18 protein-coding genes are annotated in these 23,565 nt (G+C 68.9%); 9 read left to right on the plus strand and 9 right to left on the minus strand.

Annotation, left to right across the window (positions count from 1 at the left end; genetic code table 11):
* Positions 1 to 52: 52 nt before the first annotated feature.
* The 5 genes from ACFJGU_RS02785 to ACFJGU_RS02805 all read right to left on the minus strand — a co-directional run bounded on the left by ACFJGU_RS02785 (position 53) and on the right by ACFJGU_RS02805 (position 6,653).
* Positions 53 to 2,716, minus strand: coding sequence for a hypothetical protein (locus tag ACFJGU_RS02785; RefSeq protein ID WP_382307451.1), 2,664 nt, complete (start codon positions 2,714 to 2,716; stop codon positions 53 to 55).
* A 156-nt stretch (positions 2,717 to 2,872) separates the two neighbouring features.
* Positions 2,873 to 4,915: a glycoside hydrolase family 99-like domain-containing protein gene (locus ACFJGU_RS02790; RefSeq protein WP_382307452.1), complete on the minus strand. Its 2,043-nt coding sequence runs from the start codon at positions 4,913 to 4,915 to the stop codon at positions 2,873 to 2,875.
* Between the two features lie 4 nt (positions 4,916 to 4,919).
* Positions 4,920 to 5,735, minus strand: coding sequence for a rhamnan synthesis F family protein (locus ACFJGU_RS02795; RefSeq protein WP_382307454.1), 816 nt, complete (start codon positions 5,733 to 5,735; stop codon positions 4,920 to 4,922).
* A complete protein-coding gene (locus tag ACFJGU_RS02800) occupies positions 5,735 to 6,043 on the minus strand; it encodes a hypothetical protein (protein ID WP_382307456.1) in 309 nt (102 codons plus the stop codon). The genes ACFJGU_RS02795 and ACFJGU_RS02800 overlap by 1 nt, the downstream gene beginning before the upstream one ends.
* 85 nt (positions 6,044 to 6,128) lie before the next feature.
* Positions 6,129 to 6,653: a hypothetical protein gene (locus ACFJGU_RS02805; protein WP_382307458.1), complete on the minus strand. Its 525-nt coding sequence runs from the start codon at positions 6,651 to 6,653 to the stop codon at positions 6,129 to 6,131.
* A 63-nt stretch (positions 6,654 to 6,716) separates the two neighbouring features.
* Between ACFJGU_RS02805 and ACFJGU_RS02810 the strand changes: the two genes are divergently transcribed.
* The 9 genes from ACFJGU_RS02810 to ACFJGU_RS02850 all read left to right on the plus strand — a co-directional run bounded on the left by ACFJGU_RS02810 (position 6,717) and on the right by ACFJGU_RS02850 (position 17,846).
* On the plus strand, positions 6,717 to 9,290 hold the full coding sequence (locus tag ACFJGU_RS02810) for a glycosyltransferase (protein WP_382307460.1): 2,574 nt from the start codon (positions 6,717 to 6,719) through the stop codon (positions 9,288 to 9,290).
* Positions 9,291 to 9,391: 101 nt separating this feature from the next.
* Entirely contained in the window at positions 9,392 to 10,303 is a 912-nt protein-coding gene (locus ACFJGU_RS02815; RefSeq protein WP_382307461.1) for an ABC transporter permease, read from the plus strand.
* Positions 10,304 to 10,305: 2 nt separating this feature from the next.
* Complete coding sequence (locus tag ACFJGU_RS02820; RefSeq protein WP_382307463.1) at positions 10,306 to 11,496, plus strand: ABC transporter ATP-binding protein; 1,191 nt, start codon at positions 10,306 to 10,308, stop codon at positions 11,494 to 11,496.
* Between the two features lie 4 nt (positions 11,497 to 11,500).
* On the plus strand, positions 11,501 to 12,598 hold the full coding sequence (locus ACFJGU_RS02825; protein ID WP_382307465.1) for a glycosyltransferase family 2 protein: 1,098 nt from the start codon (positions 11,501 to 11,503) through the stop codon (positions 12,596 to 12,598).
* Positions 12,599 to 12,657: 59 nt separating this feature from the next.
* Positions 12,658 to 13,812, plus strand: coding sequence for a glycosyltransferase family 4 protein (locus ACFJGU_RS02830; RefSeq protein ID WP_382307466.1), 1,155 nt, complete (start codon positions 12,658 to 12,660; stop codon positions 13,810 to 13,812).
* Positions 13,809 to 14,681: a glycosyltransferase gene (locus tag ACFJGU_RS02835; protein ID WP_382307467.1), complete on the plus strand. Its 873-nt coding sequence runs from the start codon at positions 13,809 to 13,811 to the stop codon at positions 14,679 to 14,681. The genes ACFJGU_RS02830 and ACFJGU_RS02835 overlap by 4 nt, the downstream gene beginning before the upstream one ends.
* Before the next feature lie 116 nt (positions 14,682 to 14,797).
* A complete protein-coding gene (locus tag ACFJGU_RS02840; RefSeq protein WP_382307469.1) occupies positions 14,798 to 16,117 on the plus strand; it encodes a glycosyltransferase in 1,320 nt (439 codons plus the stop codon).
* A 5-nt stretch (positions 16,118 to 16,122) separates the two neighbouring features.
* Complete coding sequence (locus ACFJGU_RS02845) at positions 16,123 to 17,061, plus strand: NAD-dependent epimerase/dehydratase family protein (protein ID WP_382307471.1); 939 nt, start codon at positions 16,123 to 16,125, stop codon at positions 17,059 to 17,061.
* Positions 17,058 to 17,846, plus strand: coding sequence for a hypothetical protein (locus ACFJGU_RS02850; RefSeq protein ID WP_382307473.1), 789 nt, complete (start codon positions 17,058 to 17,060; stop codon positions 17,844 to 17,846). Before ACFJGU_RS02845 ends, ACFJGU_RS02850 begins: the two co-directional genes overlap by 4 nt.
* 21 nt (positions 17,847 to 17,867) lie before the next feature.
* Here the strand turns inward: ACFJGU_RS02850 and ACFJGU_RS02855 are convergent, their stop codons facing one another.
* The 4 genes from ACFJGU_RS02855 to ACFJGU_RS02870 all read right to left on the minus strand — a co-directional run bounded on the left by ACFJGU_RS02855 (position 17,868) and on the right by ACFJGU_RS02870 (position 23,508).
* A complete protein-coding gene (locus ACFJGU_RS02855) occupies positions 17,868 to 19,502 on the minus strand; it encodes a cell wall-binding repeat-containing protein (protein ID WP_382307475.1) in 1,635 nt (544 codons plus the stop codon).
* 84 nt (positions 19,503 to 19,586) lie between these two features.
* The gene (locus ACFJGU_RS02860) at positions 19,587 to 21,971 is read right to left on the minus strand and encodes a cell wall-binding repeat-containing protein (protein WP_382307477.1); all 2,385 of its coding nucleotides are present in this window, start codon (positions 21,969 to 21,971) and stop codon (positions 19,587 to 19,589) included.
* Between the two features lie 50 nt (positions 21,972 to 22,021).
* The gene (gene rfbA, locus ACFJGU_RS02865) at positions 22,022 to 22,897 is read right to left on the minus strand and encodes a glucose-1-phosphate thymidylyltransferase RfbA (protein ID WP_382307479.1); all 876 of its coding nucleotides are present in this window, start codon (positions 22,895 to 22,897) and stop codon (positions 22,022 to 22,024) included.
* Positions 22,897 to 23,508, minus strand: a complete 612-nt coding sequence (locus ACFJGU_RS02870; RefSeq protein ID WP_382307481.1) for a dTDP-4-dehydrorhamnose 3,5-epimerase family protein — start codon at positions 23,506 to 23,508, stop codon at positions 22,897 to 22,899. Before ACFJGU_RS02870 ends, rfbA begins: the two co-directional genes overlap by 1 nt.
* Between the last annotated feature and the right edge of the window lie 57 nt (positions 23,509 to 23,565).

Here is a 23,565-nt window from a genome sequence, read left to right on the forward strand (position 1 = left end):
ATGGTCGATCGTAGCGTCCGCTCGCTGGAACTCCGCCGGTGGTGCGCTCCGGTCAGGGCACCACGACGGTGGTGCAGCCCATGCCGCGGTTGTCGTAGGTGGCCCAGATGCACACCTTGTGGCTCCCGGAACTCGCTGCGACCACCGAGTCGACCCCGTGATCGGGCCCGACGCCCGGGAAGTAGGCGTTGATCCAGTCGAGCCGCACGTTCGCAGCCACGGGGCCCGCCTTGCCGTCGATGTCGACCCAGAAGTACTGGGTCGCGGTGGAGGTGCGGTCGACGGCCCAGCCCGTGATGCGCACACCGCCCTTCACTCCGGTGACGGAGTCGACGCTCGCCGCGCCGTTGGAGGGCACGTCGATTGTGCGGCAGCCGAGATCCTGGTTGTCGAAGGTGGCGGTGATGCAGACCGTGTGCGGCCCACCGGAGACCGGGATGTCGATGGCGAACCCGTGCTGTTTGCCGACGCCGGGGAAGTAGGAGTCGATCCAGTCGAGGTTGTTGGCGGCGAGGTAGGGACGACCCGACCCGTCGACGTTGACCCACACGTACTGCGAGGTCTTCGAGATCCGGTCCACGGCCCAACCGGTGACCGTGATCTTCCGATCGGAGGCCGTCAGGGTGTCCCACGACGCGGCACCGCTGGAGGGCACCGTCACGTCCTTGCAACCGTAGGAGACGTTCTCCTTCGTTCCCCAGACGCAGACGGTGTGCTTGCCGGCGGAGGCCTTGAAGAAGCCGCCGAATCCGTGGTTCGCGCCCTTGCCCGGGAACATGGCCTCGATCCAGCCGAGCTTGCCGCCCGCGTACAGCGGCCCGCCGGCGCCGTCGACCGTCACCCAGACGTAGGTGGACTCGGACTTCGTCTGGTCGAGCGACCAGCCGCTCACGTTGATGCCACCGAGCACGCCGGTCGCGGTGTCGAAGGAGCCGACCTCGTTGTTCGGCACCGTGACCGTGCGGCAGCCGTAGGAGGTGTTCTCCACCGTGCCGGTGACGCAGACCGAGTGCGGGCCGGGCTTCGCCGAGAAGGTGCCGGAGAATCCGTGCTTCTTGCCGGCGGCCGGCCAGGCCGCTGCCGCCGCATCGGAGTTGGCCCCGGCGTAGAGCGCACTGCCCGCCCCGTCGACGTTGACCCAGACGTAGGTGGAGGCCGTGGTGCGCTTGTCGAGCGACCATCCGCTCACCTTGATGCCGCCGAGCACGCCGGTCGCGCTCTCCACGGCACCGGCTTCGTTCGCGGGCACGTACGCCGTCTTGCAGCCGAGGAGCACGGAGTCGTAGCCGTAGACGCAGACCTTGTGGGCGCCGGGGCTGGCCGGCACGACGCGGTCGTAGCCGTGCGTGTTGCCGGTGTTCGGATAGAGCACCGGGGTCCAGTTCAGCTTCAGGTCGACCTGGAAGAGCTGGCCCTTGCCGTCGATGTCGACCCAGATGTAGGTCTTGTCGGCGCTCGCCTTGTTGAGCGACCAGCCGGCGATGTGGACGCCACCGACCACGCCCTCGGCGGTGTCGAGGTAGCCGGCCGCCGTCTTCGAGGGCACGACGACGGTCTTGCAGCCGAGATCGGCACCGTTGGCCTTCGACACGCACACCGTGCGGCTGCCCGGCAGGGCATTGACGATGGTGCTGAACCCGTGGTTCACACCGATGTTCGGATAGAGGGCCGGGATCCAGTCCAACCGCACGTCGGCGGTGACCGAGGTGGCCTGGCCGTCGACCGACACCGTGATGCCCACCGGGTTCGCGGAGGTCGGGTCGACCGCCCAACCGGTGACCTGGATGCCGCCGGCGACCGGCACCGCCGTGTCGAAGCTGCCGTGCGGGTTGTTCGACCCCCGCGGGTCGCCGAACCAGTCGGTGTAGAGGCGCCAGAAGTTGCGGTTGCCGTAGGAGGAGCAGCCGTCTGTCTGCGCGCCGTAGACGTTCGACATCGCGACCGCGTTGGGCTGGTAGGGCGTGTAGTAGTAGAGGCCGGCCGTCGCCTGGTTCTGGATGAGGACGGGCGAAGAACCGCAGGCGGCGTTCGGGTGGTAGCGCACGGCGGAGTACTTGCCCACCGGGAACCAGTTGAAGAAGGCCGAGGTGCCGGGCGGGTTCGAGTAGCGCTTGTACTGCCAGGCCGCCTTGTAGACCTGGTTGTAGAACCCGGAGTACTCGGCGTCGCACGGCGCGGTGTCGGGGCACGCGAAACCGGTGGCCGAGGTGTACTGGCTGGCGCTCGGCCAGGAGTCGGTGATGAGCGACTGCTCCTTCTGCAGCAGCACGATCAGTACGGCCTGGCTCACGTTGCAGGCCTGACCCACCTTGGTGATGATGGTCGCGGCCGACTCGTTGGCCGCTCCGCTGTAGCTGTTGCACATCGCGTCGGCCGACCTGGTCCAGGTCGACTGCTTGTAGTCCTTCAGGCAGGTGTAGCCCGAGCGGCAGCTCGGCACCTGGGCGTTGAGGAAGTTCTGCACGGCGCCCGCCGACATCGCGTTGCCGTTGAAGAAGTTGGCGTCGCTGATGATGTTGCCGGGGTCGAAGTCCGACGCGGTGGCCGCGGGAACCGAGGCGGCCTGCGGTGCGGTCGCCGGGGCGACGGATGCCTCGGCGGCTGAGGCGGGAACGGCGGCGGATGCGGGTGCCGCGACGGCAGTCAGCCCGGCCAGTGCGAGAACGGCACTGAGGGCGGCGGCGAGTACGCCTCGTCGGGCCCGGTTGCGCGTCATCGTGTTTCCCCTCGTCCCAGCAGTCCCGTCCATCCTAAAGAGCAGGTGGACGAACGCCGAGGAGTCGCTGTGGCGCGGCGTGTCCCCGACGTTCTTGCCCCTAACCGCCCCAAAAGGCGATTCTTGGGGCGGTTAGGGGCAAAAAGGCATGGGGGTCTAGCGGTAGAGCACGTCTTTCACCGCGAGGAGGTAGGTGCGGCCGTAGCGCTGCGAGGGCTCCAGGATGGCGCCTTCCGCCCACTCGTTCCAGGCATTCACGAACACCACCCGCTCGTCGCGATCGCGTTCCATCACCGAGGAGACCGTGGTGTTGAGCCAGCGCCGGAAGGTGTACGGGTTCGAGCCGTACCACATGTCGGGCTGCCACTGCCGACGGGCCGTGTTGTCGAAGTTCACCATCACGCCCGGGTAGCGGTGCGCGGGCGGCTCCGTGTTGAGGCGCCGCTCGGCGTGCTCGGCCATCGCGTGGTAGCTCAGCAGATTGCCCTGGAAGCGCTCGTCGAGGCCCCGGTTCTCGCGCGGCAGCGCGCCCCAGAACATGTTGTGCGGCGCGAACTCGAGGTAGGCGTCGAGACCGTGCGCGGCCAGCTCGCCCTCGACGCCCTGCATCGAGGTGCCGACATCCACGGTCAGCACGGTGAGACCGGGCAGTCCCGCCTCGGCGGCGACCTCGCGCCAGTGCGCGATGACCTCCACGTGGTCGGGGATCTGGGTGATGCGGTAGACCGCGATCACGGGCTTGTCGTCGATCCGGATGTAGCGCGGATCGGTGATCAGGTGGAGCACGTCGTGGATGAACTGCTTGGCCGAGACACGGTCGTAGTCCTGCGCGATGAGGATGTTCTTCTCGCTGCCGTCCCAGCGCCTGGTCCAGTTCTCGTTCGCCCACATGATGCAGAACCTCTGATCGGCGTCGCTCGCCGCGAGGTCTTCGATCGGCATGTCCATGAGCTTCTTGCCGGCGAACCAGTAGTAGTAGTACATGAAGCCCTCGATGCCCATCGCGGCGGCGAGGTCGTACTGGGCGTCGCGCACCCCGGGGGTGCGCAGGTCGTAGAAGCCCAGCTCGCTCGGCAGGAGCGGCTGGATGTGCCCGGGGTAGAGCGGGGTGCCGGCGGCCACGTTCGACCACTCGGTGAAGCCCTTCTCCCACCACTCGTCGTTCTCGGGGAAGGTGTGGTACTGCGGCAGGTAGAACGGGATGACCCGCGCGCGCGGCACGGTCTCGATCTCGGGCCGGTAGCGCTCGTGGGCGCCGGCCACCGAGACGTCGGCGATCAGCGAGGTGGTGTCGCGCACGTCGTAACCCGCCTCGCGTGCCACGATGCCGAGGATCCGCTCGATCGCGTGCGCCGTCGTGGCGTCGACCTGGCCGCGCTCCTCGTCGAAATCGGAGGCCGACAGCTCGAACGCGCGCAGGCCCTGCAGCAGGAAGCCGCGCACCCAGTAGATCGACCCGGCCGCGAAGCGCAGGCTGTCCTCGTCGAGGTCGAGCTGGATGCGCCGCAGCAGCGCACCCACGATGTCGCGGTCGCCGCCCCAGAACTCCGGACCGAGCACGTTGCCCTCGGAGGTGAGGATGCCGAGCGACGGATCCGACGCGAACTCGTCGAGCACGCGCGTGACGTTCTCGACCGAGCCCACGAGTTCGCTGAAGAAGCTCTCGCGCCACTGCTCACCCGAGCCGCTGAGCTCGGTGTGCGCCTCGCGCCAGGCGCTCTTCTTGGTGTGCACCTTGAACACCAGCTCGTAGGCGTCGAGCAGGCCGGCGTTCACCACGGACACCAGCGGCAGGATGTCGCGACCGTGGTTCGGGATGTCGAACACCTGCAGGCGATCGAGGTTCGGCATCGCGTTCATGTCGATCTCGATCGGCGTGCCCGAGGAATTGGTGACGATGAGGTCGAACTGCACGGGCAACGCGGCCAGGGACTCGACGATCTGCGGGAGCAGGTCGACGTAGTAGACGTGCACCACCACGGCTATGCGCGAGGTGGTGGGCTTCGCCGTGAACTGCTTCTTCCACTCCCCCGGGTAGAGGGCCTTCAAGCGGTTCGTGCGGTTGGCCGCCCAGTCGCGGAAGCTCGCGGGGAAGTCGTCGGCGACGACGCGGGGCGGGGTGGTCGCGAGCTTGGTGCCCGCGCGCTGCAACACGCGTCCCGTGCGGCGCTTCACGCCACCGATGGTGATCTTTCTCATTCCGTCAGAGCCAGTCCGTCGGGTTGATCCCGAACTTCTCCTGAACGACGGCGGGGACCTCGGAACCATCAGCAACAATACTGGGGTTGGTCACGAGTTCCCTCTTCACGAACGGGAAACCGAGGTCGAGGAGGCCGCGCCAGCCGAGGATCGTGGGGTTCTGGCTGTATGCAACCACGAGCTCGTAATCGAACCAGGCACCGGTCACGAAGCCCTCGCCGTGCAGCAGCCGGCTGAGGCCGAGCTCGTACTTGTCGATGATGTCGAACTTCGCCGACTGCTCGGGCAGGTTGCGCCAGAAGTACTTCACGGCGGGATCGTCGAGGGCGCCGTTGCGGAAGCCGAGCAGGAAGCTCTGCAGGTGCGGCACGTATTGCGTGGTCCAGGTGCCGCCCCAGACGTCGAAGAAGGACTCCTCGAAATCGTCGACCATCGGCTTGAGGCTCGAGAACGGGCCGACCAGCGAGTCGTTGGTGATGATGACGTAGGGCTTCGAACGGATCTCAGGGAACATCTCCAGCCCCGCGGCCCAGGAACCGAAGTCGTAGCCGACATTGGGTTTGCGGATGACGATCGCATCGTTCGCCGGACCGCGCGACCAGTCGAGCGGCGCCGTGTCGTCGGAGGCCCGCACGACCACGACCGAGTACCCCTGCTCTTCGAGGCGTGCCACCATCCACGACAACGACAGGGAGACCTGCGCGGTGGGCCCGTAGCTGGCGACCACCGCCACCCGGTCGGTGGCGGGCAGCGTGGTGCGGGTGCTCTCGATGACCGCTCGCGGCAGCACCTTCTCCAGGACGCTGGGAGAGGTCCGCATCAGGTCCAGCCGTTGTTGAGCGATTTGCGACGGCGCATCCGGAGCGGCCGCGTGACCGACCAGGAGGTCGACGCCCGCAGTGCCTTCAGCTGCGCGCTGTACCGCTCGCACTGGTTGCGGCTGGCGACGAGCCGCTTTCGGAACTCTTCGACCTCGGCGTTCCGTCGGGCCAGCTGTGAGCGCAGAGCGGCGACCTCGAGGCGCAGTTCGCGGAGCTCGTTGGCCGAGCCCGCCACGATTGCGGGGTCGACGGAGGGCGCAGAAGGATCTGTGGCACCGTTGCCTGTTGGTGAGAGACGTGAGCTCATGGCTGCTGCTTTCGACAGGGGAAACGTGTCAATGCTAGCCAGCTTCGGCTTCCACCGCCTGCAAGGAAGCCGAGTGCGACTCAGCTCAGCTCGCGTCGGCGGTGATCTGCGCCGACCCCGAGTGGCCCTCGTCGGCGAAGTCGAGTTGCACGGTCCAGGTACCGGTGCTGCCGGCAGGCAGGGCGAGCGAGAGACCCGAGCAGTAGGTGACCGCGGCATCCGCCATGCCGGCCGCCTCGGCCGAGACCGACTGGGCGTCTTGCGTAGCGGTGGCGGTGCAGGTGCCGGTCGAGCTCACCAGGTCGGTCACCATTCCTGCGACAGTGATCGCACCGGTCGACGGGTCGTAGCTCGCGTTGAGGATCTGCACCGAGACGGGCTTCACGCCCGGCGTCGTGGGCGCTGGGGTGGGGGTCGGCGTCGGTCCGGGCACGACTCCGGTGTTGGTCGGCGTCGGGGTGGGGGTCGGCTTCACCGTGGGGGTGGGGCTCGGCGTCGTGGCCGTGGGGCTCGGTGTGCCGGCGCCGCCGATGCAGCCCGACATCCCGAGCACGGCGGCCAGGGCGATCGCACTGCTGACGGAGACGCGGAGAAGGGACGTACGAGCCATGTCTCCGACCCTAGCGAGGATGTCTCCGGATGCCCGTTGACCCACCGACGATAGGCTGATCGGGTGAAAATTCCCACGCAGAAGACCGAGTCCGGTGTCGTCTCGGTGGTGATCGTCAACTTCCGCGGCGCCGACGACACGATCGAGTGCGTCCGTCAGCTCGGCGAGGTCGACTGGCCCGCCGCAGACCTCGACATCGTGGTGGTGGAGAACGGATCGGGCGACGACAGCCTGGCCCGCCTCACCGAGGCCTTCCAGGGCGATGCCCGCGTGCGGGTGGTCGAGTCGGCCGAGAACCTGGGTTTCGCAGGCGGCAGCAACCTCGGCGCGTCGCTGGCCCGCGGGGAGTTCGTGGCCTTCCTGAACAGCGATGCGAAGCCCGATGCGGCCTGGATCCGCGGCGCCGTCGCCGAGTTCGACACCAGCCCGGCGATCGCCGCGGTCGGCAGCAAGGTGCTCGACTGGAACGGGAATGTCGTCGACTTCGTCGGCGGCAGCCTCAGCTGGTTCGGCATGGGCTACAAGGATCACGAGAACGAGCCCGACGACGAGCGGTTCGCGGCACCGCGCGACATCCTCTACGGCACCGGATCGGCGCTCTTCGTGCGCGCCTCCGTGTTCGCCGAGGTCGGCGGCTTCGACGAGCGCTACTTCATGTTCTACGAGGACGTCGACCTCGGCTGGCGCCTCAACCTCCTCGGCTACCGGGTGCGGTTCGCCCCGGCATCCGTCGTCTACCACCGCCACCACGCCTCGATGCGCAGCTTCGGGCCCTACCGCGAGAGCTACCTGCTCGAGCGCAACGCGCTCGCCACCCTCTACAAGAACCTCTCGCCCGAGAACCTCGCCCGCTTCCTGCCGGGCGCCATGGCCCTGCTCGCCCGGCGCGCGGTCTCAAAGAGCGACCTCGACTCGCAGCTGTTCGACATCCGCCGGTTCGACCGGACGGCCGAGGGCGAATTCGACGAGACCACGCCGGTGTCGAAGGAGTCGCTGGCGGGCCTGTTCGCGCTCGACCAGTTCGTCGAAGACCTCGAATCGCTGAGCGCCACCCGCGACGACCTCCAGTCACGGCGGCGACGGACGGATGCCGAGCTGTTCCGCCTCTTCGGCAACATGATCCATCCGCTGCTTGGCGGCTCCTCTTATCTCGCCGGGTTCCGCGCGGTGGTCGACGCCTTCGACATCGAGTCCTCGAGCGACCGGCGGCACATCCTCGTGATCACCGGCGACTCGCTCGGCGAGAAGATGGCGGGTCCGGGCCTTCGTGCCTGGAAGATCAGCGAGGCGCTGAGCGCCGAGCACGACGTGCGTCTGGTCACCTGGAACGCCGCCAACCGGCAGTCCGACCGCTTCGAGGTGGAGCACGTGCAGCTGCAGAACGAGCGGCAGATGAAGGTGCACGAGCAGTGGGCCGACGTCATCTTCTTCCAGGGCTACGCCCTGCACCACTTCACCACCCTGCAGAAGTCGCAGAAGATCGTGGTGGCCGACATCTACGACCCGATGCACCTCGAGCAGCTCGAGCAGGGTCGCGAGTTCGGCACCGAGCGGTGGACGAACATCGTGCGCTCGGCCACCGAGGTGCTCAACCAGCAGCTGGCCCGAGCCGACTTCTTCCTCTGCGCGTCCGAGCGGCAGCGTCTGTTCTGGCTCGGCCAGCTCGCAGCCCTCGGCCGCATCAATCCGGCCAACTACGCGGCCGATGATTCACTCGACGAACTCATCTCCATCGCACCGTTCGGCCTCGACTCCACTCCCCCACGGCACACACGCGACGCCATCCGCGGGGTGGTGCCGGGTATCGACAAGAGCGACAAGGTCATCATCTGGGGCGGCGGCATATACAACTGGTTCGACACGCTCACCCTAGTGCGCGCTGTGGGCAAGCTGGCCGAGACGCGCAAGAACGTGCGCCTGTTCTTCATGGGCACCGCGCATCCGAACCCGGATGTGCCCGAGATGGCGGTGGTGCAGAAGACCCGGCAGCTCGCGGCCGAGCTCGGGCTCAGCGGTAGGAACGTGTTCTTCAACGAGTCATGGGTCGACCTCGACGACCGGCAGAACTACCTGCTCGAGGCCGACGTGGGCGTGAGCACCCACTTCGACCACATCGAGACGACTTTCTCGTTCCGCACGCGCATTCTGGATTATCTCTGGGCGGGTCTGCCGATCGTGACCACCGAGGGCGACAGCTTCGGCGACCTGGTGGAGAAAGAGGGTCTCGGCGTCTCGGTGCCCGAGCGCGACGTCGACGCGCTCGCCGACGCGCTCGAGCGGATGCTCTACGTCGCCCCCGAACGCAAGGCGGCGCAGCAGGCGGTCGCCCGGGTGCGCGAGCGCTTCACCTGGGAGGAGACGCTCCGCCCGCTGGTGGAGTTCTGCCGCGACCCGCATCCGGCCGCCGATCGCGTGCTCGGCTCGCTCTCGTCGCCGCTCGACGTCTCGGGCGTCGCCGCCGGCCGGCGCACCCGTCCGGTGACGGCCGAGGAGAAGTTCCAAGCCATCTCGACGAGGCGCCACGGATTCCGGCGCGACATCGCGCTGGCCCGCCACTACCTCAGCAACGGCGGCCTCTCCTCCCTCGGCGGCAAGATCCGCTCCCGGCTGCAGCACACCCGCGCCACGAAAGGCTGAGAGGCGTCCGGCCGAGCCTGGGAGGCCCGGCCGGAAGCGTCATGTATTGTCTATCCCGGCAGATTTCCCCTGCCCGACCAACTGGCTTGGAGGCCGTGATCATGGCTGACTCCCTGGAGTCCCCGGCCGAGAGGTCGACCCGACTTCTCAACGAACCGTGGCAGCACGCCGGGGCGACCGGCTCCGGCGTCACCGGAACCATCGCATCGTTCCGGGAGATCTGGGCGCACCGGCAACTGCTGGGCCTGCTCACCAAGCGCGAGCTGAAGTCGCGCTACAAAGACAGCGCCGGTGGCTTCCTGTGGAGCCTCGCGAAGCCGCTCACGCAGCTGTTCATCTACTACCTGGTGATCGGCCAGTTCCTCGGCGCCGCCCGCGGCATCGAGAACTTCGCCATCTACATCTTCGCCGGACTCACGGTCTACACGCTGTTCAGCGAGATCGTTGGCGCGGGCACCGGCTCCATCATCGCGAACGCGGGCCTCGTGAAGAAGGTCTACCTGCCGCGGGAGATCTTCCCGCTGGCCGCCGTCGGCTCGGCACTGTTCAACTTCGCCGTGCAGCTGGTGATCCTCCTGATCGCCTCGATCGCCGTGGGCACGCTGACCTTCGGTCCGCAGCTGCTCTTCGGGGTGGGCGCGCTCGTGCTCGTGCTCGTCTGGGGCACCGCCGTGGGCATCCTGCTCGCGGCGCTCAACGTGTACCTCCGCGACATCCAGTACCTCGTGGAGGTGGTGCTGCTGCTGCTCATGTGGGCCTCGCCCATCCTCTACTCCTGGCAGCAGGCGGCAGCGGTGCTGCCGGGCTGGCTGCTCGAGATCTACGTCAACTCCCCGATCACGCTCGCGGTGCTCGGCTTCCAGGAGGCCTTCTGGTCGGAGGCCTCCAACGGGGTGCCGCTGCCGCACCTCGCCCTGCGGATGCTCATCGCTCTCGCGATCGGGATCATCGCCCTCCTCGGGGCGCAACGAGTCTTCAGCCGCCTTCAGGGCGACTTCGCACAGGAGCTGTGATCGTGGCCACTCATGTCCCCGTCGTCGAAGTCAACGACGTCTCCAAGCGCTTCATCATCCGCAAGGAGAAGAGCCTCAAGGAACGTCTGGTCAATGCCGGCCGTTCGAAGCAGTTCAAAGAGGACTTCTGGGCGCTGAAGAACGTCTCGCTCGAGATCGAGTCGGGTTCCACCATCGGCCTGATCGGTCCGAACGGATCGGGCAAGTCGACGCTCTTGAAGACCATCGGCGGCATCATCCAGCCCACTTCCGGAACGGTGCAGCGCCGCGGTCGTCTCGCCGCCCTGCTCGAACTCGGCGCCGGCTTCCACCAAGACCTCACGGGCCGCGAGAACGTCTACCTCAACGCCTCGATCCTCGGCCTGTCGCGCCGGCAGACCGACCTCTACTTCGACGACATCGTGGAGTTCTCGGGCATCAAGGACTTCATCGACACCCAGGTGAAGTTCTACTCCTCCGGAATGTACGTGCGCCTCGCCTTCGCGGTGGCCGTGCACGTCGACCCCGACCTGCTGCTCGTCGACGAAGTGCTCGCCGTCGGCGACGAGGCCTTCCAGCGCAAGTGCCTCGACAAGATCCGATCCTTCCAGGCCGAGGGCCGCACGATCGTGCTGGTCACCCACTCCCTCGGGCAGGTCACGGAACTCTGCGACCGTGCGGTGCTGCTCTCCAAGGGACAGGTCATGTTCGACGGGGTGCCCCACGAGGCGGTGCGCGACTTCCGCGACATCCTCGAGGAGCGCCGGGTCGACGAGGCCGCGGCGGCACACGAGGAGGTGCGGCACGGCCGCATCCTCTCCACCACGGTGCACGCGAAGGGCCGGCAGCCCGGCGAATCCGTGCAGCCCGGCGACGACCTGGTCGTCACGATGCGCTTCGAACACGACGAGGGCCTCGACGACTGGATGGCGGCGCTGCAGATCGACAACGTGCAGGGCCAGGTGGTCTACGGCACCACGAGCAAGCGGCTCGGCCACGATCTCCCCCGCCTGCGCGAGCCGCGCACGGTGGAGTTCGTGCTGAAAGACGTGAACTTCGGAACCGGCAAGTACTTCCTCAACGCCTCGCTGATGGACATCGAGGGGCGGCACCTCCACGACCTTCCCCAGGTCACGTCCTTCGACGTGCCCTACTACGACCTGGCCGTCGGCAGCGTGCACGCGGTTCCCGAGTTCGAAGACCTCGGCAGCTGAGCCGATGGTGGCGGGGTCGCCCGAGGACGCGTCTGCGGTGCCGGTCACGGTGTGCGCCGTCGTCGTCAACTGGCGGCAGCCCGAGCTGACCTCCGCGGCCGTCGCGTCGCTCGAACGGCAGACCGGTCTCGACGACATCGCGCTCTCGATCGTGATCGTCGACAACGGGTCGGGTGACGACTCGGCGGCCCGGCTCGCCGCGCGGCATCCGCAGCACCGGGTGGTCGCGCGCGCGACCAACGGGGGCTTCGGCGCGGGCGTGAACGCGGGCATCCGTGCGGTGCCCGCCGACGTCTACGTGCTGCTCAACAACGACGCGGTGGCCGAGCCCGGGTTCGTCTCCGGCATCGTCGGGCCGCTGCTGTCCGATCGGCGCGTGGGCGGGGTGACGGCGCGGATCGTGCTGCAGGAGCGCTACCGGCGAGCCGCCCCGGGAGAAGGCGGAGACGCCCTGGTCGCCGCCGACGGATCGCGCTGGCTGGCCGACCCGGACGGCGTCGAACTCCTCAACAGCACCGGCAACGAGACCACGCGCTCCGGCAACGGGCGCGACCGCGACTGGCTGGCGCCGGTGGCGACGGCCGACGGTGGAGCACCGCGCGCCGCCGGCGAGGTGCTCGGGTTCTCGGGCGGGGCAGCCGCGCTGCGCACCGATGCCCTGACCGGGGTGGGCCTGTTCGACGAGAGCCTCTTCATGTATTACGAGGACACCGATCTCTCCTGGCGGCTCCGGCGGGCCGGCTGGAGCATCCGCTACGAACCGTCCGCCGTCGTGCGCCACGCGCACGCCGCCTCGACCGGCACCGGATCGGAGGTCTTCCTCTTCCACAACGAGCGCAACCGCATCCTGGTGGCCGCGAAGAACGCCCCGGTCCGCGTCGCGCTGACGGCGCTGGCCCGCACGACCGCCGCCACCGGGCGAGCGCAGCTGAACGCCCTCCGCGGTCGCACCGCCCCCGCCCGGGCCGAGGCGCGGCGGCGACGGCGCTCCCTCGGCGCTGCGGTGCGGCGGCTGCCCGCGACGCTGAGTGAACGGCGCCGGATCGATCGCGATGCTGCGGTGCCGCGCTCCCGCCCGGCCTCGTTCCTGGTGCGCGACTGAGCGCCGCAGACCGCGCAGCTATGCTGGGTGGTGCTCGATTTCGGCCTGAAGGACAATCGGTGAGCCCCCAACTACCCGTGCTTTTCGACGCGACCTCGCTGCCGCCGAACTGGGGCGGAGTGGCGCGCTACATCCAGGGGCTGCTCTCGGGGCTCGACGCCCTCGGCCACACCGTGCACGTCGTCGCCAAGCCCGGAGACCTCGAGCGGTTGCGAGCGGATGCGCCCGGTCACGTCTACCACGCCGGCCCGGCCTCGCTCGCTCGCCGCCCGGTGCGCTTCGCCTGGGAGCAGGTCGGGCTGCCGCGGCTGGCCCGCCGACTCGGCGTCTCCGTCATCCATTCGCCGCACTACACGCTTCCCCTGCTCTCGCGCACACGGAGCGTGGTCACGCTGCACGACGCCACCTTCTTCACCGATCCCGAGGTGCATTCGCGACTGAAGCGCACCTTCTTCACCTGGTGGAGCCGACGCGCCGCGCGCCGCGCCGCGGCCCTCGTGACGCCCAGCCGCGCCACCGCCGACGCGCTGCGCCGCAGTGTCGGCTCGGTGCGCGCCGAGATCTTCGTGGCCTACCTCGGTGTCGATCCCACGGTCTTCCGCGTGCCGTCCTCCGACGAGGTGGCGCGGTTCGCCGAGGCGCACGCGCTCGACCCGGCGGTGGGCTGGATCGGGTTCCTGGGCACCATCGAGCCGCGCAAGAACGTGCCCGCCCTCATCCGCGCCTACGCCCGGCTGCGCGCAGACGCGGCGACGCCGACGACGGTACCTCCCCTCGTCCTCTCCGGCTCCCGCGGCTGGGACACCGAGGCCGCCGCGATGCTCGACGCCCTCGGCCCGGCCGACGGCGTGCTCGAGGTCGGCTACCTCCCTCTCGAGGAGCTCCCCGCCTTCCTCGGGGGCGCCCGGGTCGTGGCCTATCCGAGCCTCGGCGAGGGCTTCGGCCTGCCCGTGCTCGAGGCGATGTCGTGCGGTGCCGCCGTGCTCACCACCCGCCGCCTGTCGATCCCCGAGGTGGGCGGCGACGCGGTGGAATACACGGAGCCGGATGTCGCACCGCTCGCCACGGCCCTCGCCCTCCTGCTCGGCGACGACGACCGGCGCGCGCGCCTCTCCCACGCCGCCGCCATCCGCTCTGCGGACTTCACCTGGGAGGCCTGCGCCCGGGTGCACCTCGAGGCCTACCGGCGAGCCGGGATCGAGGTGCCCGCGTGACCGACGCCTCCCCCGCCATCGCCGTCGTGACCGTGAGCTTCGACTCGGCGGGCGTGCTCGAGCCGTTCCTCGCCTCCATCGGCCCGGCGGCCCGGGAGAACGCGGTCTCGGTGCACGTCGCCGACAACAAGCCGGAGTCGGCCGGACGTCCGGAGATCGAACGGATCGTGGCCGCACACGGCGCGCAGTACGAACCGATGCCCGGCAACCTCGGCTACGGTCACGCCATCAACACCGTGGTGGAGCAGCTCCCCGCCGAGGTCGAGTTCGTGCTCGTGTCGAACCCCGACGTGGTGCTGTCGGCCGGGGCGATCGACGTGCTCGCCGCCACCATCCGTGAGTTCGGCGACGTCGGCGCGGTGGGCCCGAAGATCGTGGAGCTCGACGGGAGTGCCTATCCGTCCGCCCGCGCCGTGCCGTCGATCCGCAACGGCATCGGCCACGCGCTGTTCGCGAACATCTGGCCGGCCAATCCGTGGACGCGGTCGTACCGCAACGAGATCGGCTCCGACCCGGTGCGACGCGATGCCGGCTGGCTCTCGGGAGCCTGCTTCCTCATCCGCCGTTCGGCCTTCGACGAACTCGGCGGGTTCGACACCGGCTACTTCATGTACTTCGAAGACGTCGACCTCGGCTACCGCTTGGGCGAGCACGGATGGCGCAACCTCTACGAGCCGGCGGCCCAGGTTCTGCACACCGGAGCGCACTCCACCTCGGGCGAATCGGCACGCATGCTGAAGGCCCACCACGACAGCGCCAAGCGCTTCCTCGCCAAGAAGTACGCCGGTCCGCTGCTCTGGCCGGTTCGCGTCGTGCTCTCGGCGGGCCTCAGCATCCGGTCGCGTTTCGTGAGCCGCCGTGCACACTGAGCCGCGGATGCGCGACACTTCGGAATGCGGCCTGCGCGCCGATAAGCTGAGTGTCCGTGCCCTGACCCGAACCAGGCGCGGCCGCGGCAGCGCGGATCGAGAGGAGCGTGAGCCCGGTGGAGTATGAACGGACTCCCGCGATCGACGATCGGCAGAACGACCTGTACGAGAAGATCGCGTCCGGAGAATTCGCCGACGGCCCAAACGGACGCATCGCCTTCGCGGTGTCCACGACGGCGGTGTCCGAAGGGCGGGGCGACCTCTTCGTCGCCCTCGGCCTCGCGAAATACCTCTCGCGCGCCGGCTGGGGCGTGCGCCTCTGGCCGATGGCTCAGTGGGGGACGGATGTCGACGACGACGTCGACGTGGTCATCTCCATGCTCGAGTCGTTCGTGCCCGGGCTCATGCGCCCGGAGACCGCGCGGATCGCCTGGGTGCGCAACTGGACCGACTCCTGGGTGACGCTGCCGTTCCTCGACCAGTTCGACGGGATCTGGTCGTCGTCGTCGGCCTCGGCGCAGAAGCTCTCCGAGGCATCCGGTCGGCCCGTCTCCGTCATTCCGATCGCCGCCGATGCCGAGCTCTTCACCGATGTCGACGGCCCCATCGACATGACCGTGGTGAGCACCGTGAACCACTGGGGAAACGCCCGGCAGGTGCACTCCGTGATCACCGAGCTCGCCTCGCGTGTCGACGTCTCGCTCTTCGGCGAGCCGGGCAAGGGCTCCGAGGTGCACCACGCCGTGCACGCGGGCCGTATCAGCTACTTCGGGCTGCCCGACGTCTACCACCGGAGCCTCGTGGTGCTCGACGACCTGATCGACCAGGCGAAGGCCTACGGCAACCAGAACAGCCGCCTGTTCGAGGCGATCGCCGCGGGCGCCGTGCCGATCACGAACGTGCGCGACGGACTCGACGAACTCGGACTCTCCGCCGTGCCGAGCTACGCCACCGCCGCCGACCTGATCGAGACCGTCAACGGCTTCACCGGCGACCGCGAGCGCTACGAGCAGGTACTGGAGGAGCTGCGCGCGGTCGTGCGGGAACGTCACACCTTCGAGGTCCGGGCCGCGGAGACCGATCCACTCATCCGCGCCGCGATCGCGGAGTCGCTCGCACGCACCGGCCGGCCCGATCTGCTCCGTCCGCTCGCCAGCGAGCGCGCGACGCAGATCTACACCAGCACGCTCTCCGACCTCCGGCAGGCGGAGCTCGACCGCCGGGCCGACCGCATCTCGGAGCTCGAGGAGCGTCTCGACGCCGCCGAGCAGCGGGTCGAGCGGCTGAACGCCGCCCTCGTCGACGTGTCCGGTCGACTGGCGGCGCACGAGAACCGCAAGCTCACCCGCATCGAGTCGGGTCTCCGCAAGTCGGTCCACCTCACCAGCCGCTTCCCCGGCCGCGTGCGGTCGACCCTGTCCCGCTGGTCACGGTAGCGTCCATGCGCGTTCTGATCACCGGGGGCGCCGGTTTCATCGGCACGAATCTGTGCCGGGTGCTGCACCGCCAGGGAGACGTCGACATCGTGGTGCTCGACGACTTCTCCGCGAGCACGCCCGACCGCCTCGACGGCCTCGACGTGACCGTCATCGAGGGCTCCGTGCTCGACCCGGCGACCCTGGACCGGGCGATGGAGGGCGTGTCCGCCGTGGTGCACCTGGCCGCCGTCGCCTCCGTGCAGGAGTCGATGCGCCATCCCGTACACGTGCACGAGGTGAACGTCACGGGCACGCTGCTGGTGCTCGAAGCGGCGCGTCGGGCCGGGAACGCGCACGTGGTCCTGGCCTCCTCCTCGTCGGTCTACGGGAGCGACCCCACCCTGCCGAAGCACGAGGGGATGGTGCCGCATACCGAGAGCCCCTACGCGGTGGGCAAGCTCGCCGCCGAGAGCTATGCGCTGACCTGGAACCGGATCTACGGATTGCCGACCCTCGCCTTCCGCTTCTTCAACGTCTTCGGGCCGCTGCAGCACGCGGACTCGGCGTATCCGGCGGTGGTGCCCGCCTTCCTCGAAGCGGCGATCGCCGGCGAGACCCTTCTCGTGCACGGATCGGGCGAGCAGTCCCGCGACTTCACCTACGTCGAGTCGGTGTGCGAGGTCATCGCCGACGCACTGCGCCGCCGCGTCTCCTCCGACCTGCCCGTCGACCTCGGTTTCGGGGTGCGCACCAGTCTCAACGAGCTCATCGTGCTCATCGAACAGGAGCTGGGGCATCCGCTCACCGTGGAGCGCGGCCCGGTGCGCGCGGGCGACGTGATGCACTCCCAGGCCGAGGGCGCCCGGCTCGCCGCCCTCTTCCCCGACCTCGAACCCGTATCGCTCGAAGAGGGCCTCGCGGCCACCGTCGCCTGGCTGAGGGCGGAGCAGGTCTCCGGATGACGCTGCGCACCCGTCTCGAGGCTGCGGCCAAGTCGGTCATCCGCCGTCGCCTGCTGGCGGGGCGGTTCCGCTCGACCGACTTCGTGCACCGTGCGGAGACCGGCGACGAGATCGCCGTGCTGATGTGCCTCTGGAACCGCCCGGAACGGCTCATCCCCATGCTGGAGTCGCTCGACGGGCAGGCCGGCACGCCCCCGATCGCGCTCTACCTGTGGAACAACAACAAGGCCGACCACGAGTTCTACCTCGACGTGCTGCGGCGCTACGAACCCACCGGGGCACTGGCATCCATCCGCATCGTGAAGACCCCCTACAACCTCGGGTCCATCGCGCGGTTCTACTGGGCGCGGGCGCTCGCGAAGGCGGGCGAACGGCCGATCATCGTGATCGACGACGACGAGGACATCGAGTCGAGCTTCGTGGCCACGGCCCTGGAGGTGCACCGTCCGAAGACGGTGCACGGCTGGTGGGCGTTCACCGTGCAGAGCGACGACTACTTCCACCGGGAGCCCGCGGTCGTCGGCGGCCCGGTGGATCACCTCGGGCCGGGCGGCATGATCTGCGGCTCCGAACTCTTCCTCGACGACGCCTTCTTCACGGAGTTGCCGCAGCGCTACTGGCTGCTCGACGACCTCTGGTTCACCTGGTTCGCGAAGTCGCGCGGGTACACCCTCGCGAAACTCCCGGTGCAGATCGAGTTCGTCCTGGCGGACACCAATCAGCACTGGTCACTCGGCGACCTCAAGCGCGAGTTCTACCGCTACCTGGCCGGCAAGCGCTCCTGACCGTCGTCGCCGGGCATCCGCTCACCAGGAGCAGGCGACCAGGATGTCGATGTCACGGCTCAGCGAGTTCTCGCCACCGATGATGGTGAACTGGGCGCCCGAGAGCCCGTTCATCGACTCCCGCACCGCGCGCGGTACGCAGTCGGGCGGCACCACGTAGAGCGGCGAGCGGTATTTCGCGGCCACGACCGAGCCGGTCAGCGCATCCGGGAACTTGGTTCCGACGGCCAGGTAGGGGCTGCGATCCTGCTCGGCGTGGGCGGCGTTCACGGCGATCGACGTCGTGTACCGGTCGGCACCGGCCAGCCGCGTCGTCGCGAACCCGGCACCGAGCGACTCCTCGATGCCCGGCGACACTGACACCGGACCGCCGGCGATCTCCACGGAGCTGACGCCGAGGCCCGAGAGCGTCTCGCGGGTCGCGTCGTCGATCACGCTCTGCGTTCCGTCGACCAGGATGACCGGCATCTCACCCTTGCCGGCCGCACCCGCTGAGAGCGCGTCGGCGAACGCCGCGCCGCTCGCGACGAACGCCGAGCTCGCCCCCGTGGACCCGAAACCCCATCCGGCCAACGCGCGGGAGACCTCGAAGCGATCGGCTCCGCTGATGCGTTCGACGTCGGGGGTGCGCTGCAGCAGCTGCTCCTCCACGGCGGGCGAGACGGATGCCTCACCGCCCACGATCACGATGCGGGTCGGCGCCAGTCGGTCGAGTTCTCGGGTGATCGCATCCGGGATCGTGTCGCGGGTCACGAGCAGGAGCGGCCCTCCGACCCGGGCGGCGACGGGAGCAGCGCTCAACGCGTCGGGGAAGTTCTCGCCCGTCGCGATGAAGACGGTCGACGCCCCGTAATAGAAGCCGCTGTACGACAGGGCCGCGGCGATGTCGTAGCGCGTGGCGCCGTCGACGCGGTACCCGGTGACGTTGAGGCCGACGCTGGTCGGCGCGCTCAGGCGCGAGGTCGAGCGGTAGCCGTCCTTGGTGCCCGTCACGCGCACCCGGATCTCGCGGTTCTTGTCGTACCAATCGGGGTAGAAGTCGGCCTGGGTCGCGCCGGGGATGTCGTTGCCGTCGATCTGCCACTGATAGGCCAGGTGCACCGCTCCCGGCCCCCATGGGTCCGTGTATGCCGTGAGGTGGCCTGTGTAGACGCTCGATCCGCCGATCGTCGGTGTCTTCGGCTGCACGATCGGCTGCTGGCCCGGGTAGGCGGCGAACACCACCGTCCAGTTGTAGGCGTTCGAGAAGTCGCTCGAGCCGATGCCGACGTTGGTGAAGCTCGGTTCGAGGATGTTCGCGCGGGCCTCGGGCTGGCTCATCCAGCTGTCGAACACCGCCTGGGGCGATCGCGAGCCGTAGGAGATGTTCTCGGACTCCTTGGTGAAGCCGGGCCACAGGTTGGACTCGCGCCATCCTGCATCGCTGTGCCGGAAGCCGTTGACGCGCATGTCGGCGCACCACAGCCGGGCGAAGTAGTCGAACTTCTGGTCGCGCACCATGTCGGGCAGGCCGTGTTCGGCCCGGGCCTGGTTGATCAGGGTGAAGAGGGTCTCGTCTTCCGACCAGGCGTTCGCCTGCGGTGCGACGACGACGATCGAGACGGAGAGCACGAGAACCGCGATCACCGACTGTGCCAGGCGCTTGACGATACGCACGTTTCCCCGTGTTCCCCCGAATGCGGACAGTGTCAGATCAGGGTAGCAAGACCGACGGCCCGCTCCGCGCACACGGAGGGGTGCTCACCAGCCGCAGGCGGAGAGGGTGGCGACCGAGTCGTTGAGCGAGTTCGGGCCGCCGAGCAGCACCACCTTGGTGGCCTTGAGCGCGGCGATGTCGGAGATGACACCGCGTGGCACGCAGTCGGTGGGCACCACGTAGAGCGGGGCGCTCGACTTGCCGGCCAGCACACCGCCGGCCAGCGCATCCGGGAAGTTGAACCCGGTGGCCAGGTAGATCGTGCCGCTCGTCGTGTACGCCGCGCGGTTGATGGCCTGCGAGGCCGCGAAGCGATCGGCTCCGGAGAGCCGGGTGACGGATGCCACGGAGCCGAGCGAGGACTGCACACCGGTCGACACCGAGTTCGGCCCGCCGGCGATGGTGATCTTCGTGGTGCCCAGCGTGCGGAACAGGTCGAGCGTCGGCGCATCCGCTGACGAGGCGGGCCCGTAGGCCAGGACGACGGGCACCTTCTTCGATCCCGCGGCCGAACTGGCGGAGAGCGCGTCGGGGAAGTTCGTGCCGGTCGCCACGTACCCGCTCGCCACCGTGGCCGGCGCTCCGCCGGCCTCGGTGCCGAACGCCGCCAGCGCGACGGCGCGGGAGACCTCGTAGCGGTCGGCGCCTTCGATGCGGGCGACGTCGGGCACGAGCGCCCGCAGGGAGGCGAGCACGGGCTCGGAGATCGAGTTCGCGCCGCCCACCACCACGATCTTCGCGGGCTTCAACCGCGTGATCTCGGCGGAGACCGCGGGGAGGAGTTGATCGGTGGGCGTCAGGAGCAGCGGACCGCCCTGCTTGACCGCGGCCGGCGCGGCGCTCAGCGCATCCGGGTAGTTGCCGCCGTTCGCCACATAGACCACGGAGGCCGTGGACGGGTAGGCGCGCTGCGACACCGTCACCGCCACCTCGTAGCGGTTCGCGCCGCTGATCCGCTCGATCGCGGGGCGAGTAGGCAGCAGCTCGTAGGTGTCGGTCGCGGTGGTCGAATAGGTCACGTCGCCCCACTTCGACTGCACGGTGAAGGTGTGCTTGCCGGTGCGCGCGGCGGCGGGGATCGGCACCGACCACCTGCCCTGGGCGTTGGGCGTCACGCTGTAGGCCGTACCGTCGATCGTCACGATCACGCGGTGCCTCGGCCCCGCGAACGCGAGCGTGCCCGTGATGGCGTCGCCCACGAAGGAGGGGCGCACGTAGCTGGGCGCCTCGAGGGCCACGCCGAGCTCCCAGTTCGGCAGCGTCGTGGTGATGCTCGGTGTTCCGTCGGAGGTGAGCAGCGGGAAGAAGGCGCTGATCGCGTTCGGCTGCGAGGAGCAGTTGCCCGAGAAGTCGCCGGCCGAGCCGAGACCGAAGGCCGCGTTGCCGATGAGCGCGGCCGATCCGCTGTCGCCGGGCAGCATGCAGACATCCGTGAGGGTGAGGTTCACGTACTGCGGCGTGCCCTCGTGGTTGTAGAGCGGGTACGACTCGTTCGTCACCAGGATCGTGCCGCAGGTCCAGCCGGTGGTGCGCCCGGACTTGCAGAGCGGGGAGCCGACGACGCCGGTCGTCATATCGCGCACGGTGACCGGGGTGCCCTGCGTGAGCGCGCCCGCTCCCCCGCCCCAGGTCGACACCAGGGGCTTCGAGCTCCACGAGGAGGAGACCGCGACCGCGCCGACGTCGGCGCCGCCGCCGTACTTGTACTGCTCGGCGATCGGCGCGCCGATGATGCCGCCGCGGGAGGGTGGGGACCCGGCGGAGGTCTGCTTCGACTCGTAGTAGTAGGTGCCGGAGTCGTGGTCCGACTCGATGCAGTGACCCGAGGTGATGAACTGCTCGAGCGGGTAGGGCTTGTAGCGGCCGGTGAACCCGGCCGTGCAGACGTAGGTCGTGCCCGAGGCCAGGAACTGGAAGCCCTGACCGCCGATCAGGTCGGCGAGCGCATCGAGCTTCGCGCCCGAGTAGTCGGGCACCTCGGGTTCGCCGAGCTCCGCGACGGCACCGAGCGACTCCACCACGGCGGCGTCGGCGTCGCTGCCGACGTTCACCACGAGCTGCGTGCCGTCCAGGCGCGAGCCGAGCACGTCCATCCCGTTCGCGGACAGGGCGTCGACCACCGCGGCAGCGTCGACAGCGGCCTGCGACCGGGCCAGGTAGTCCTCCGGCGTCTCACCGAGGTCGCGCTCGACCGCGTCGACGAGCTCGGTGGGCAGCGCCTCCGCGTCGCCCAGGAACTGCTCGGCCGAGTAGGTCGACATGGTGGGGAGCTGGCCGGCGTCGATCTCCTCGACCGGGGGCGCGTCATCCCGCGGTGCCGCCATCGCCGGCCCGCTCACCGCCGAGCTCGCGACGAGCGCGACGCCCACGAGGATCAGGCTCGCACGGAGACCCAGGCGGCGACGTCGACGGAGAAGGGTGGCTGGCACCCTCTCACGGTAGGCGCAGATGTCTGCGCGCCCCGGCTACGACTCGCGACTCAGGCCTGGTCGGCCGCGGCGATGAGCGTCTCGATGTAGGCGCCGTAGCCGCTCTTCACCAGCGGCTTCGCGAGTTTCGCGAGCTGCTCGGTGTCGATCCAGCCGGCCCGCCAGGCGATCTCCTCGATGCAGCCGATCTTGTAGCCCTGGCGGTCTTCGATCACCCGCACGTACTCCGAGGCCTGCATCATCGACTCGAAGGTTCCGGTGTCGAGCCAGGCGGTGCCGCGGTCGAGCACCTGCACGTGCAGGTCGCCGCGTTCGAGGTAGCGCTCGTTGACGGTCGAGATCTCCAGCTCGCCGCGGGCGCTCGGTTCGATCGACTTCGCGATCTCCACCACCGAGTTGTCGTAGAAGTAGAGACCGGGCACGGCGTAGTTCGACTTCGGAACCTCGGGCTTCTCCTCGATCGACACCGCGGTGAAGTCGTCGTCGAACTCCACCACGCCGTAGGCGCGCGGATTCGCCACGTGGTACGCGAAGATGCGCGCCCCGTCGATCTCGCCGTTGGTGCGCAGCGACGAGCCGAGGCCCACGCCGTGGAAGATGTTGTCGCCGAGCACCAGCGCGACGCTCTCGTCGCCGATGAACTCCTCGCCGATGATGAAGGCCTGCGCCAGTCCGTCGGGCGAGGGCTGCACCGCGTACTCGATGCGCATGCCGAGGTCGCTGCCGTCGCCGAGCAGGGCCCGGAACTGCTCGTTGTACTCGGGCGTGGTGATGATGAGCACCTCGTTGATGTCGGCCATCATCAGCGTCGACAAGGGGTAGTAGACCATCGGCTTGTCGTAGATGGGCATCAACTGCTTCGAGATGCCCTTGGTGATCGGCCAGAGCCGCGTGCCGGACCCGCCGGCCAGGATGATTCCGCGCATCAGCGACCCTTCTCGTTCAGCGACGCGTAGAAGGCGCGCGCTTCGTCCCAGCTCGGCAGGAGACCGGATGCCGCGGCCTCGGCCAGGCTCGGAGCATCCGTGTCCTTCGGCGAGAGCAGCAGATCGCCCGCCTCCTCGGGGAAGCGCAGCTCCACCTCGGGGTCGAGCGGGTTGATGCCGTGCTCGCGGTCGGCGTTGAAGGTCGAGGTGACGAGGTAGCTCACCGTGGCGTCGTCGGTGAGCGCCACGAAGGCGTGCCCGAGCCCTTCGGCCAGGTAGATGCCCCGGCGGTCGACGTCGTCGAGGAGCACCGAGTCCCACTTGCCGAAGGTCGGCGAGCCGACGCGGATGTCGATCACGTAGTCGAGCACGGCGCCGTGCGTGGCCGTGACGTACTTCGCCTGCGACGGAGGGATGTCGGCGAAGTGGATGCCACGAACCACGCCCTTCTTCGAGACGCTCGTGTTCGCCTGCGCGAGGTCGATCGAGTGCCCGATCTCGTCGGCCAGCTTGTCGAAGCGGTACCACTCGAGGAAGACGCCCCGGTCGTCGCCGAACTGCTTCGGCGTGATCTCGTAGCTGTCTGGGATGCTCAGTTCGCGGATCTGCACGCACCGAGTCTAACCAAAGCCACTCCGCGGCTCGTGCCGCAGGCGTTCAGGTGATCG

Source organism: Herbiconiux sp. UC225_62, assembly GCF_042694625.1.
Taxonomy (GTDB): Bacteria; Actinomycetota; Actinomycetes; order Actinomycetales; family Microbacteriaceae; genus Herbiconiux.

What these genes read in the sequence shown, in the direction of transcription:
- ACFJGU_RS02785 (WP_382307451.1), bottom strand. Translation starts at nt 2,716, where the DNA reads ATGACGCGCAACCGGGCCCGACGAGGCGTACTCGCCGCCGCCCTCAGT.
- ACFJGU_RS02790 (WP_382307452.1), bottom strand. Translation starts at nt 4,915, where the DNA reads ATGAGAAAGATCACCATCGGTGGCGTGAAGCGCCGCACGGGACGCGTG.
- ACFJGU_RS02795 (WP_382307454.1), bottom strand. Translation starts at nt 5,735, where the DNA reads ATGCGGACCTCTCCCAGCGTCCTGGAGAAGGTGCTGCCGCGAGCGGTC.
- ACFJGU_RS02800 (WP_382307456.1), bottom strand. Translation starts at nt 6,043, where the DNA reads ATGAGCTCACGTCTCTCACCAACAGGCAACGGTGCCACAGATCCTTCT.
- ACFJGU_RS02805 (WP_382307458.1), bottom strand. Translation starts at nt 6,653, where the DNA reads ATGGCTCGTACGTCCCTTCTCCGCGTCTCCGTCAGCAGTGCGATCGCC.
- ACFJGU_RS02815 (WP_382307461.1), top strand. Translation starts at nt 9,392, where the DNA reads ATGGCTGACTCCCTGGAGTCCCCGGCCGAGAGGTCGACCCGACTTCTC.
- ACFJGU_RS02825 (WP_382307465.1), top strand. Translation starts at nt 11,501, where the DNA reads ATGGTGGCGGGGTCGCCCGAGGACGCGTCTGCGGTGCCGGTCACGGTG.
- ACFJGU_RS02845 (WP_382307471.1), top strand. Translation starts at nt 16,123, where the DNA reads ATGCGCGTTCTGATCACCGGGGGCGCCGGTTTCATCGGCACGAATCTG.
- ACFJGU_RS02850 (WP_382307473.1), top strand. Translation starts at nt 17,058, where the DNA reads ATGACGCTGCGCACCCGTCTCGAGGCTGCGGCCAAGTCGGTCATCCGC.
- rfbA (WP_382307479.1), bottom strand. Translation starts at nt 22,897, where the DNA reads ATGCGCGGAATCATCCTGGCCGGCGGGTCCGGCACGCGGCTCTGGCCG.